General features: G+C 67.4%; 7 protein-coding genes. 4 read left to right on the top strand and 3 right to left on the bottom strand.

What is annotated here, in order from left to right:
- Positions 1 to 37 precede the first annotated feature (37 nt).
- The gene (locus NAG42_RS19780; RefSeq protein WP_250031847.1) at positions 38 to 1,117 is read right to left on the bottom strand and encodes an inositol-3-phosphate synthase; all 1,080 of its coding nucleotides are present in this window, start codon (positions 1,115 to 1,117) and stop codon (positions 38 to 40) included.
- A 20-nt stretch (positions 1,118 to 1,137) separates the two neighbouring features.
- Entirely contained in the window at positions 1,138 to 1,788 is a 651-nt protein-coding gene (locus tag NAG42_RS19775) for a PadR family transcriptional regulator (protein ID WP_250031846.1), read from the bottom strand.
- A gap of 159 nt (positions 1,789 to 1,947) precedes the next feature.
- Here NAG42_RS19775 and NAG42_RS19770 point away from each other — a divergent pair, with 159 nt between their 5' ends.
- The 3 genes from NAG42_RS19770 (at position 1,948) to NAG42_RS19760 (ending at position 7,121) form a co-directional block, all read left to right on the top strand.
- A complete protein-coding gene (locus NAG42_RS19770; RefSeq protein WP_250031845.1) occupies positions 1,948 to 2,418 on the top strand; it encodes a DUF5318 domain-containing protein in 471 nt (156 codons plus the stop codon).
- A gap of 396 nt (positions 2,419 to 2,814) precedes the next feature.
- On the top strand, positions 2,815 to 5,406 hold the full coding sequence (locus tag NAG42_RS19765) for a transglycosylase domain-containing protein (RefSeq protein ID WP_250031844.1): 2,592 nt from the start codon (positions 2,815 to 2,817) through the stop codon (positions 5,404 to 5,406).
- A 188-nt stretch (positions 5,407 to 5,594) separates the two neighbouring features.
- Complete coding sequence (locus tag NAG42_RS19760) at positions 5,595 to 7,121, top strand: glycosyltransferase family 87 protein (protein WP_250031843.1); 1,527 nt, start codon at positions 5,595 to 5,597, stop codon at positions 7,119 to 7,121.
- A gap of 27 nt (positions 7,122 to 7,148) precedes the next feature.
- On the opposite strand, the gene NAG42_RS19755 is transcribed toward NAG42_RS19760, so the two are convergent.
- Positions 7,149 to 7,625, bottom strand: coding sequence for a DUF2690 domain-containing protein (locus tag NAG42_RS19755; protein WP_250031842.1), 477 nt, complete (start codon positions 7,623 to 7,625; stop codon positions 7,149 to 7,151).
- A gap of 675 nt (positions 7,626 to 8,300) precedes the next feature.
- Between NAG42_RS19755 and NAG42_RS44930 the strand changes: the two genes are divergently transcribed.
- Complete coding sequence (locus tag NAG42_RS44930; protein WP_250031841.1) at positions 8,301 to 12,839, top strand: golvesin C-terminal-like domain-containing protein; 4,539 nt, start codon at positions 8,301 to 8,303, stop codon at positions 12,837 to 12,839.
- The last annotated feature ends 10 nt before the right edge of the window (positions 12,840 to 12,849 follow it).

Below are 12,849 nucleotides of genomic sequence, written 5' to 3'. Positions count from 1 at the left end.
GGCCGAGCCCAACGGCCCGGCCCTCCTGCTGGCTGGTTCAGCGCTCGATGTCGCCGCGGATGAACGCCTCGACGCTTTCCTTGGCGTCGTGGTCGTTGTACTGCACCGGCGGGGACTTCATGAAGTAGGACGAGGCCGACAGGATCGGGCCACCGATGCCGCGGTCCTTGGCGATCTTCGCCGCGCGGACGGCGTCGATGATCACACCGGCCGAGTTCGGCGAGTCCCACACCTCGAGCTTCAGCTCGGCCATCAGCGGGGTGTCGCCGAACGAGCGGCCCTCGAGCCGGATGTAGGCCCACTTGCGGTCGTCGAGCCACGGCACGTGGTCCGACGGGCCGATGTGCACGTCACTCTTGATCATCTCGTGCGGGATCTGGGAGGTCACCGACTGGGTCTTCGAGATCTTCTTGGAGACCAGGCGGGTGCGCTCCAACATGTTCATGAAGTCCATGTTGCCGCCGAAGTTGAGCTGGTAGGTGCGCAGCAGCTCGACCCCGCGGTCCTCGAACAGCTTGGCCAGCGCGCGGTGCACGATCGTCGCACCGACCTGGCTCTTGATGTCGTCGCCGACGATCGGCAGGCCGGCGTCGGTGAACTTCTGGGCCCACGCCGGGTCGGAGGCGATGAAGACCGGCAGCGCGTTGACGAAGGCACAGCCCGCGTCGATCGCGGCCTGGGCGTAGAACTTGTCGGCCTGCTCGGAGCCCACCGGCAGGTAGGAGACGACCACGTCGACCTCGGCGTCGCGCAGTGCCTGCACGACGTCGACAACCTCGGCTGCCGACTCCTCGATGATCTCGCGGTAGTAGGTGCCCAGACCGTCGAACGTCGGTCCGCGCTGGACGCTGACGCCGGTCGGCGGCACGTCGGTCAGCTTGATCGTGTTGTTCTCGCTGGCAACGATCGCCTCACTGAGGTCCATGCCGACCTTCTTGGCGTCCACATCGAACGCCGCGACGAACTTCACGTCAGATACGTGGTAGTCGCCGAAGGTCACGTGCATGAGACCCGGGACGCGGTCGTTGGGGTCGGCGTTCTTGTAATACTCCACGCCCTGCACGAGGGACGAGGCGCAGTTACCCACACCGACGATGGCGACGCGGACGGAGCCCATCGCGTTTGCCTCCTTGTTCATCACGGCCGGTCCAGGTGTGGACGCGGGGGTTCGGGGGGTGCGTCCCCGGTCGCCGGCTCCTGTGGCAGCTCGGCGACGGGGATGTCGATCGTCCCGGCAGAGCCTGCCGGGGCGCGGCCGGAGCGCTCGTTGGTGATGAGCTCCTCCAGCCAGCGGACTTCGCGCTCACAGGCGTCGAGCCCGTGGCGCTGCAGTTCGAGCGTGTAGGCGTCGAGGCGGCCGGCGGCCCGGGACAGCACGTCGCGCAGGCCCTCCCGCCGCTCCTCGATGCGCCGGCGGCGGCCCTCCAGGATGCGCAGCCGGGTGGCGCGGTCGGTCCGGGAGAAGAACGCGAAGTGAACACCGAAGCCGGCGTCGTCGTAGGTCTCCGGGCCGGCCTGGGCCAGCAGCTCCGCGAACCGCTCCTTGCCATCGGCAGTGATCTTGTAAACAACCCGGCCCCGTTTGCTGGTCATCGGGGGGATCATCGTCGGATCCGACTCGGATTCGGTGATCCAACCGGCTGTCTGCAGCCGCTTGAGAGTCGGATAGAGGGTGCCGTAGCTGATCGCGGCGCGGAACGTGCCCAGTTTGGTGACGAGCTCCTTGCGCAGCTCGTAGCCGTGCATCGGGGTCTCCTGGAGGAGGCCGAGAATCGCCAGTTCCAGCATCGGCCACCCTCCTTGCCTCGCTCCGATGTATCGGCCCGATACATCGCAACCGTAGATCCGTTGCCGCACGTGCGCAAGCTGTTCATGAGGGAGCTACACGTCCGCCACGCTGAGTGATGACTGTCGCCGCTCGACGTTGGACCGCGTAGTCTCTTCGCCATGCGAACGCAGCGGCAGGTGGTCGACTACTCGCTACAGAAGCGAGCAGTGCTGCGTGACGTGCACAACGGCAAGATCGGGACGCTCGAGGTCTGTGATGCCTCGCCCTACCTCAAAAGCGCTGCTCGATTCCATGGGGAGCCGACCGAGGACCGGTGCCCGATCTGCCGCCGCGACAACCTGACACTCGTGCACTACATCTATGGCGATGAGCTCAAGCAGTCCGCCGGGCAGGCTCGCAAGCTCTCCGAGCTTCCTGTGCTGGCGATGACACTGCGTGAGTTCCAGGTGTTCGTCGTGGAGGTGTGCCAGTCCTGCGCGTGGAATCACCTGGCCGAGCAGTACCTGCTCGGACGGGACGCGCTCACCGCCGACGAACTCGATCGGGTCGAGGCGCTGGCCGCCTCGTCCGCCGCGGGCCGCCACCGCGAAACCGGGTTGTCGTCACACGGGTGGGATGCCCGCCGATGACGTGGATCTATCTCGCTACCGTTGACACGACCCCGACCGGCTCGCGCATCCAGCGCCACAGCCGGTCATTCATGACATCCGTCAGGGCGGCTGCCGGTATGCAGCCCGAATCGTCCGCGCGTGTCGTCGCAGGTGAAGGCCCCTCCAGGGTCATCCCCGCGCTCGTCACCGCGACCGAGGTGTGACCGCATGAACTCGTACGGCGAACCGCAGTCCTCGCGTGCCCGGGCCCGTGTGCCCGGGTCCTCGAGCTCCGCGCCTGACGACGACCAGCCATCTTCCTACTCGGCATCGGCTCGGCCGGCGCCCGACGCTTACCGCCGGGGCGCCGGTGGGCGCGCGTCGGTCAACCCCGGCCGGCCGCCGGCGGGGCCGGCCCCGGCCGGGCGGGCCTCGGTGGGCAGCGCCCCCGTCGGCAGTGCCTCGGTGGGCAGCGCCTCGGTGGGCAGTGCTTCCGTGGGCAGCGCCTCGGTGGGGTCGGCGCGCGTCGGTGCGCGGGCCTCGGTCGGCGCCGCGGCCCCGGTGCGCGGCACCGGGACGGTCGCGCGAGCCGCCGTGCGCCCCGGCGCCGGCCTCGGTGACGAGGGAAGCCTCGGCGGCGGCCGCTCGGGGTCGGGCGGCGGCAAGGACAAGTCGAAGGCGGCCAAGCGTCGCCGCCGCACCAACATCCTGACCGCCGCGGCGGCGGTGCTGGTCATTCTGCTCGGCGCCGGTGTGGTCGGCGGCACATACTTCTTCGACGATGTCGACCTGCCCTCGCCGGTCAGCGAGGACCAGTCGAACGTGATCCTCGACACCAAGGGCACGGTCCTGGCCAAGCTGGGCGAGCAGAACCGCACGGTGGTTCCCGAGGCACAGATCAACAAGGTCGTCGAGCACGCGGTCGCGGCGGCCGAGGACAAGAACTTCTACAAGCACCACGGCATCGACATGAAAGGCATCGTCCGCGCCGCGTACAACAACTTCACCGGTGGCGACCAGCAGGGTGCGTCGACGATCACCCAGCAGTACGCCCGGCACGCGGCCGACCTCAAGGAGATCAGCTACAACCGCAAGCTCCGCGAGGCGGTGATCGCCCGCAAGATGGAGGGCAAGTACAACAAAGACCAGATCATGGGCATGTACTTGAACTACATCTACCTGGGCAACGGCCGGTACGGCATCCAGGCCGCGGCGCAGGGCTACTTCGGCAAGTCGGTGACCACGCCGGCCGGGCAGAAGAACGCCATCACGCCGTACGAGGCCGCGGTGCTCGCCTCGATCATCAAGCAGCCGGAGCCCACGGCCACGCACAAGGGCTACGACCCCAACATCAACCCCGTCGACGCCAAGGCGCGGTGGGAGTACACGATGGCGAACATGCTCGAAATGGGCTGGATCTCCCAGGACGTCTACAACAAGCGGGTCTATCCCAAGGTCAAGAAGACGTCCAAGAGCACGGCCAGCAAGGGCACGACCGCCAAGCCGGTCGACATGATCATGCGGCACGTCCGGGCCGAGCTCGCCGGGATGGGCATCAGCCAGCAGGAGTTCGACAAGGGCGGTCTGACGGTCACCACGACGATCGACCCGGTGGTGCAGAAGGCGGCCGAAGAGGCGGGCTCGCGTAAGAGCGAGAGCTCCCCGATGAACGACAAGCCGGCGTCGTACCAGGCCGCGGTGATCGGCATCGACCCGAAGACGGGGCGGGTGCTCGGCTACTACGGCGGTGACGACCCGACGGGCATCGACTACGGCGGCTACATGCGCAGCGACACCCTCAAGATCGACGGTGGTCAGTCGCCCGGCTCGACCTTCAAGATCTATACGCTGGCCGCCGCCCTGAAGGAGGACATCTCCTTCAAGACGCGCTGGGACGGCACCAAGCTGCGTCCGAACGGCCGGGAGATCAGCAATGCGGGCGCCGATCCCGGAGCCGTCTGCCGCGGTCAGATCAAGCGCTGTGACCTCGAGACGGCGACGATCAAGTCGTACAACTTCCCGTTCTACTGGATCGCCGAGGGCATCGGCCGAGAGAAGGTCATCGCCGCCGCCCGTGACGCCGGCATCCAGCACATGTACACCGACGGCAACAAGCAGTTCCCCAACGGCAAGCTGGTCGACCTGACCAAGACCGACGCCTCCGTCTGGAAGCAGCCCGGCTACTTCGACAACGAGGTCGCCTTCGGCCAGTACCGCGTCGTGCCGCTCGAGCACGCCGAGGGTGTCGCCACGATCGTCGGCAACGGCGTCCACCATGACGCCCACTTCATCCGATCGGTGTCGCGGGTGGACCCCGACACCGGCACGAAGTCGATCGTCGGCAGCGAGAAGATCGACGGGAAGCCGGTCTTCAACGCCGACCAGATGTCGAACCTCCAGTCCGTGTTGAAGGAGATCGTCGAGGTCGACGACCGCGATCTGCGCAACGGCCAGGAAGGCATTGCCAAGTCCGGTACCTGGGAATTCAACGAGGGCAGCGGTGACACCTGGTTCGTCGGTGGCATGCCGCAGCTCGCCGCCACGGTCTGGGTGGGAGGCGCCAAGAACAAGGTCGAGCTGAAGGAGTCCAACGGCCGGGACATGTTCGGCGCCGGCACGCCTTCGAAGATCTGGAAGAAGTTCCTGGACGCCGTGATCAAGGCGAAGGATCTGGAACGCGAGGACTTCCCCGAGCGGGTCGAGACCGGAAATCCGGACAGCCCCTTCGCGAACGGCCAGGCGGCCCCGCCGCCCCCGCAGAACCCGTCGGACGACGGCGACTGCGTGCTCGGCTTCATCGGACCCGACTGCAACCAGAACAACAACAACGGTGGCGGTAACAACAACGGGGGCGGGAACGGCGAGAACAACGGCGGCGGTAACAACAACGGCGGCGGGAACGGCGACAACAACGGCGGTGACGACGGCGGCGGCGATGACGGCGGCGGCGACAACGACGGGGGTGGCGGAACTCCCGAGGAACAACCGACCCAGCCGACCTTCGCGCCACCGGACACAGGCGACTGACCGATGAGCCGGGGCGCCGCCCCCCCGGGGGGGGGCCGGCGCATTTTTTTAGGAGGGGGGTGCGCGCCCCCCCGCACCCCGCCGTCGCCCCGTTTCGGGGGCGCGACTCCCCGGGGTCTGCGCGCCGGCTCTTTTTCTGCGTAGGTCGTTCCGAGCCTCCGGTACGCAGTACGGCATGATGCCATGACATGAGCACGCAACCGTCCGAGGACGTCGACCGCCCCGACAAGCCCAGTGCGCCGGCGACGTCCGACGGATTCGTGCGCGGCCTGTCCGAGTCGATCGGTGGGCCGCTCGGTTCGCACGCGGTGCGGCCCGACGCCCGGCCGGGCCGGTTCTGGACGGCGACGCGGATCATCCTCGCGCTGACCTGCATGACGCTCGCCTTCTCATGGGTGCAGAAATCGCCCTGCCAGAGCGGCGACTGGCAGCAGAACGTGCAATACACGCGGTTCTGCTACACCGACGTGCTGGCGCTGTACTACGCCGAGCACCTCAACGAGGGTGCGGTCCCCTACAAGGACTGGCCGGTCGAATACCCGGTGGTGACGGGTTACTTCATGGGCGCACTGGGTCTGCCGGTGCACGCGTACGGCGAGTCGCATCCGGAGATCAACCAGGGCACCTGGTTCTACAACATCAACGTGATCGTGCTCTCGGCACTGGCCGTGGCGACCGCGGCGATCATCCTGGCGTTGCGGCGGCGCCGGCCGTGGGACGCGGCCATCTTCGCGGTCTCGCCGATCATCTTCTTCACCGCGACGGTCAACTGGGACTTCCTGGCCATCGGGCTGGCCGCCATCGGGCTCTACCTGTGGGCCAAGAAGCATCCGGCCTGGGCCGGGGTGTTCCTGGGGCTGGGCGGCGCGGCGAAACTGTGGCCGCTGTTCATCCTCGGTCCGCTGCTGGTGCTGGCGTTGCGGTCGAAAGCCATGCGCTCGTGGGGGGCGGCGATGGCCACGGCCGCGGTGAGCTGGGCGGTGGTCAACTTCCCGGTCTTCTTCTGGTACCACGAGAGTTGGCTGCGGTTCTTCCGGCTCAACAGTGAGCGGCCGATCGACTGGGGGACGCTCTGGTACATCGGGCGTTACCTGGACGGCAAGTGGAACTCCGGCGCCGCCGGTGACCAGGGACCCTTCCAATGGCTGAGTGACCATGTGCCGACGCTCAACCTGGTCTCGTACGCGTTGTTCGGCCTGGCCTGTGCGGGCATCGGTCTGCTGGCCTGGCTGGCGCCGCGCCGGCCGCGGGTCGCCCAGCTCGCCTTCCTCGTGGTCGCGGCGTTCCTGATCACCAGCAAGGTGTGGTCCCAGCAGTACGTGTTGTGGCTGCTGCCGTTGATCGTGCTGGCGCGTCCCCGCTGGGGAGCGATCATGGCCTGGACGGTCGCCGAGTTCGGATACTTCACAGCGTTCTATGCCGAGCTGATGGGGGCCGGGGGCAAGCCGGTGATCCCCGAGGGCACCTTCGTGCTGGCCTCGACCCTGCGCCTCGTCACGGTCGCGGTGCTGTGCGGGCTGGTGATCCGCGAGATCTGGCGGCCCGAGCTGGATCCGGTCCGCCAGAACTACAGCGACGACCCCGACGGCGGCCCGCTGAACGGACCGGACGCGCCGTGGATCGGGCGCTTGCGCCGCCGGGTTCGCCTGGCAGCCGGGCCGGCCACCGCCGCCGTAAGCTCGCCGGACGCCGAAGCGCCGGTCGGTAGCCGCTGAACGGGATGGCCGGCTACGCGGCCGTGATCAGAACTTCTTCGTGCACAGCATGTCGCCACCGGAGGCGGGTACGGTCGCGCAGGCCTTGGCGGTGTAGCCGGCGTCGTTGACCATGACGGTGTACTTCACCGAGCTGTTGGTCACCTGGTCTTCGTGCCGGCGCTCGGAACCGTTGCTGTTGTAGCTGTAGACGTGGATCACGGTGTTCAGCGTGTTCGTCTTCGCCCACGCGGTCCGGCAGGCCGGGCTGTAGCGGAGTTCGACGTAACCCGCGTGCCCGGACTTCCCGGCGGTGTACTTGGTGTACGCGTCGGCCTGACAGGTCACCCACTGGGACGGACCGCCCGGGCCCTGGTAGACGTAGTTCTGAGGGTTCTTGCCGTCGCAGACGGAGCCGCATCCACCGGCCGCCGCGGCCGCCGGGCCGGCGAACAGTGCCGACCCGAGCAGGGCCGTCACGGCGCCGGCCATCACGACAGTTGACCTCTTCTTGATGTTGATCATTACAATCCCATCTGCCATCAATAAGTATTCGGGCATGCGGCCGCAGCGGCGTTTCAGCCGCCATTGGCTTCGACGAAAGAATGAATTGAAAAGAAGCGCCCCGGCCATAGCTCTCGCCGGATAAGCGATTTCTGCGCGCCGTCGATCTCGCCGACCGTCTGCGCAAACGGACCATACATGACCGGCCCCACCGGCGCTATACCGCTCTCACCTGGCCCGCGCGCCGGTGCCGGCCTCCCGTGCGGGTCGCTGGGTATTGCCGCAGGTGAATGGCACTATGGTGCGGCCGATATCCCCGCTGATGAAGGCATTCGCACCCAAAGATTAAGCGGTGCCTTAAATCTATTGTGCTTCGGCTCTTCGCGATACGACCATCCACATCGTCTCGCATGAATAGGGTTTTTGCGCGCGTCAGGGCTGATCGACGCCGTTCCGATCGCAGCGAGCCGACTACCTCGGACGTGCGGCCGGCACGTCCTGGCGACCCTGGAAGGATCCATGCATCCCAATCACACGGGGCGGCTACGCCGTGCGGCGATCACCGCACTGGCACTAAGCCTGATCGGAACCGTTCTCACTGTTCCCCCCGCCTCTGCCGCGCCACCCGCCAATCCCACCGCCCCGCCCGACCCTGCTCTGGCAGTTGACCAGGCCGGGGATCCGGACAGACACACCGTGGACCCCCGCCGACGCGACAAGGTATTGCCCGCGGGTTGGCGCAAGTCCGCGGACGTCGCCTGGACCGTCAACGGCGACGCGGACGGGTTCCACGTCCTGGCGGCAACCGCCCGCAGCGGCTACAGCTGGGAAAACATCGCCACTCTGGCCGAACCGGGGTTCGAGGCCGACGCCTGGATCGGCAACGCCTGCCTCACCGGCTCCGGCCGGCGGCTGGTCGTCGTCTATGCGCCTCGCACGTTCACCAACAAGGCCGACCTGTTCGACCGGGGCGGGTTCACCGCCACGGTCGACCTCAAGACCGGCGCTGTCACGAAACTGAACGTGCAGACGTCCCTCGCCTACTACAACCCGGGATGCGGGGCCGGTGAGACCGCGGTCCTCAGCCAGTACGGGGGCGAGCGCGTCGACGACCCGAGCAAGCCGGTGCAGAGCCGGATGTACACGCTCGACGCGGCGAAGGGCAAGCTGTCCGAACCGATCCAGCTCGACACCGAGCTCAGCTCGCCGGTCCCGGTCGGCGACAAGATTGTCGCGGCCGGTGGCAGCGGTCTGGTCGAGGTCGCCCGCAAGGCCAAATCACCGGCCACGGTCAAACGACTGGCGGACACCGATGGTGTTCCGTTCCGGCTCGTCCCCGACGGTTCCGGAAACGTGACCTTCATAGACAGCACCAAGGATCGCGTACGGGTCAAGCGGCTGCCACGGCGAAGCGGCGCGCAGCCGGCCCGCCTTGCCGAAGGCGCACCGGCCGATCTCGGCCTGGCCCGCGGATCCGGGGGCCGGTCGTTCCTGACCGGCACGGTCACCGACATCGCTCCCCTGCCCTCCGCGGTGCGCCGCATCGAGGTGCCTGCGAACAGCGAGATCTCGGCCACCGGCGAGCTGGCACTGACCCGGGTGCGCTCGGCCGGCGCCGAGGATCCCCGGCTGCGTCCGGCCGATCCGGCGGCCGCCGAGACCGTACGCATCGACGCGAAGGTGCCGGCGACCGGATCGGCAGTGCAGTTCGACGTCGTCGCCGACGAGACCGGAACCGCCCCGGGCGACGGTCGTGATCCGAGCCCCGCGCTGGGGAATGCGGCACCGCGAGCGCGGGTGGCCGCGGCGGCCGGCTCACCGTCCGAGGTGTCCGAGGGAACCGACGAGCGATACTGCTCGGTTCCGCGCAACGACCCCAAGAACCAGGCGATCCAGCCGAAGCCCCGTCAGGTGGAATGGGCGGTCGACCAGGTGGTCACCGGCGCGCTGGACTTCAAGCGGCCGGCGAACTGGAAGAACCTCGGCATGCCCGAGTACACGTTGCGGCAGTACTTCCCGCGCGTGGAGCTGGTCACCGGAGGGAAGGTGCCGCCGCAGATCCTGCTCGGCATCATCGCTCAGGAGTCCAACATGTGGCAGGCGGCCCGTTACGCGCTGCCCGGAGTGACGGCCAATCCGTTGATCGGCAACTTCTACGGTCGCGACATCTACAACAGCGACGAGGGCGACGACTGGGACATCATCTGGGCGGACGCCGACTGCGGTTACGGCCTCACTCAGGTCACCGACGGGATGCGCCTGGCCGGCCGGGAGAAGACCGACGATGCCGGCAACAAGGTCGAGACGTCGCTGGACTACAACATCCAGCGCGCGATCGCCCTGGACTTCGCGGCCAACGTCGCGGCCGGTGCGCGGATCATCCAGGACAAGTGGAACCAGACCTACAACGCCGGCCTGCGCGTGCACAACGCCGATCCGGGGCACCTGGAGAACTGGTTCTTTGCTCTCTGGGCCTACAACTCCGGGATGTATCCCAACAAGGCTGACGGATCGCCGTGGGGCGTCGGCTGGCTGAACAACCCGATCAACCCGCGGTTCGACCCGCAACGCCGGGCGTTCCTCGAGTACACCTACGACGACGCCCGGACACCGCAGAAATGGCCGTACCCCGAGAAGGTGCTCGGCTGGGCCGGGCATCCGATCACCGCGACCGAGTCGCCGACCACGGATGTGGCCGGTTACCGCCCCGCCTGGTGGACGGCCACCGACGACCGGATCCGGGTCAAGCCGGACCGGGCCACGTTCTGCAACGCGTCGAACAACTGCGACCCGAACGCGTCGGTCAAGCCTGACGACCCGGACGTCGCCAACGAGCCGGCCGGGCCGTGCCTGCACAAGAACGACAAGGGCCTGTACGACCTGAGGTGCTGGTACCACGAGCCGGTGGCCTGGAAGGGGACGGTCGGCAAGCCCTGTACCACCTGCGGTTACGAGATCCTGCGCTTCGACCCCGGGTACGCCTACCAGGAGGACGGAGTCAGCTTCCCGCCGAAGTGCGACACGGCCGGCCTGCTGTCCGGCGCCCTGGTCATCGACAACATCAAGAAGTCGGTTCCGGACGTCCGTCCCTGTGCCCGGGACTGGACGGAGGGCGGCGACTTCTCCTTCGACTTCGCATCCGATGCCAAGGGGCTCTACCCATCGAAGGTCGACGTCCATCAGATCGGCGCGGGACTCGGGGCACACATGTGGCGAGCCCACACCCGCGAGCCCGGCCATCTCGGTGGAAAGTTGAAGGTCACCGGCACGTGGAAGCTGGCTGCGGCCAGGACCGGCTGGACCCGGATCCAGGTCTCCGTCCCCGACCACGGTGCTTGGAGCGCCCAGGCGAAATACGTGATCAACCTGGGCAACGGGCAGACGCGGTACCGGGTGGTGAACCAGGCATGGCAACAGAACCGCTGGATCGACCTCGGCGTCTTCCCGCTCAACGGCCGGGCCAGCGTGTCGCTGACCAACGAGACCGCGGACGGGACGGGCAGTGACAGCATCATCTTCGACGCGGTGGCGTTCACCCCGACGTCCAAGCCCGCGGCCCAGTTCGTGGCGCTCGGCGACTCGTACTCCTCCGGTGAGGGGACTGCTCCGTACGACCGCAACAGTGACCTGAAGCGGACCAACGGAGGCCCGACCGACAGCAATGCCTGCCACCGGTCGACCAACGGCGCCTACCCGCGTCTGGTCAAGCTCCCCGGCGCGGCCGACACGATCGAGCAGCAGGCGGCGAAGGGTCAGGCGTCGTTCGCTCTGATCGCCTGCTCCGGTGCCCGGACCACCGGCGTCGCCACCGAAGCGGTCAACAACCCGCCCGCGGCCAGCGACACCGGCGGGCACACCGACTGGGGGTCGAGGAGCTTCCAGCACGGCGAGCTGACCCAGGTCGATCAGGGATACCTGGACGTGGACACCACCCACGTGACGATCTCCATCGGTGGCAACGACGCCCGGTTCGCCGAGGTCCTTCGCGGCTGCATTCTGACTTTCGCCGACGGCTGCGAGCTCAATGACTACAAGCTGACCCGCAGCAACAACAAAGTCGACCCGGAGCCGCTTCGCACATACGAGACCAAGCTGATCCGGGACTGGCTTCCCGCCAAGCTCAAGGCGACATACCGGGCGATTCACACGCGAGCACCGAACGCGAAGATCGTCGTGGTCGGTTATCCGCAGATGCGTCCGGACGAGGAGCCGAACGGCACGTGCTGGAAGATGAGCGGTCCGACCCAGATCTTCCTGAACGAGCTGACCCACCACCTCACCGCCGCCACCATGAAGGCGGTCTCCGAGGTGCACGACGAGGGCATGGACATCCGATACGTCAACTCGACGCTGAAGTGGCGGCTGATCAGCGACGGCGGCAAGCACTGGGCCTGCCAGAACGTCCTCGACGGAACGGACGACACCCGATGGAGCGAGGCGGTGCTCGGCAAGTCCGAGGACGGCAGCGGTGACTCCGACCCGGGTTCCGGCTCGTGGCACCCGAACGACGTCGGGCAGCGGCAGCTCGCATCCATGGTCAACTCGGTGCTGCGGGGCGACAGTTCACGCTCGGCGATCAAACAACGGATCATCAATTACGTCGACACGCGCAAGGGCGAGCGCTGGACCATCACCGACGCCCAGGCCGACGATGCCGCCCAGCGTTGCCTCGACCTGACCCGGCGCGGCGGCATGTTCGACGATCCGTGCATGAACATCGCCCTCTTCTTTCCCTCGCTGGCCGACGCCGCCAGTGCGGCTCGCAACGATGACGCGGGCCTCAAGCGTTACCCGGCGTGGGTTGTCCAGAACTACGCCAGCAACGAGGAGAAGGATAAGAGCTGGACGCGCGGATGGCTGGAGGAGGCGCGCTTCGGGCAGACTGCTTGCCCGAAGCCCCGGCCCAAGGGGCCGAACGGCGAGGATCAGGAATGTGACGAGTTCCCGTTCTACTCCGCCGAGCAGGGCGTCTCATGGGCGCACTACACGGGAGGCGAGAATCAGCCGATCAGCACTCAGCTGAGGCTGATCGACGCTGGGGAGAACGGTCAAGAAGGTGCGCTGCTCGGTGGTATGTACCGGAAGGCGGGGTGCAACTTCACCACCGCCGTCTGGGACGTGCGGCCGGTGCAGTCGGGATTCACCCCCGAACTGAGCAAGAACGGCACCCCGTGGCTGACGATTCCCCTGGTGGCTGACGTCCAGAAGACCAACAAGACCTTCTACGTCTGCTGATCCGGGTTCG

It is taken from the genome of Paractinoplanes maris (assembly GCF_023544465.1).
Lineage (GTDB): Bacteria > Actinomycetota > Actinomycetes > Mycobacteriales > Micromonosporaceae > Actinoplanes > Actinoplanes maris.
The sequence above is the reverse complement of the archived record's forward strand: the minus strand, read 5'-3'. Positions and strand labels throughout refer to the sequence as shown.

Coding starts and splice junctions, on each gene's coding strand:
- NAG42_RS19760 (WP_250031843.1), top strand. CDS start 5,595: ATGAGCACGCAACCGTCCGAGGACGTCGACCGCCCCGACAAGCCCAGT.
- NAG42_RS19755 (WP_250031842.1), bottom strand. CDS start 7,625: ATGATCAACATCAAGAAGAGGTCAACTGTCGTGATGGCCGGCGCCGTG.
- NAG42_RS19770 (WP_250031845.1), top strand. CDS start 1,948: ATGCGAACGCAGCGGCAGGTGGTCGACTACTCGCTACAGAAGCGAGCA.
- NAG42_RS19780 (WP_250031847.1), bottom strand. CDS start 1,117: ATGGGCTCCGTCCGCGTCGCCATCGTCGGTGTGGGTAACTGCGCCTCG.
- NAG42_RS19775 (WP_250031846.1), bottom strand. CDS start 1,788: ATGCTGGAACTGGCGATTCTCGGCCTCCTCCAGGAGACCCCGATGCAC.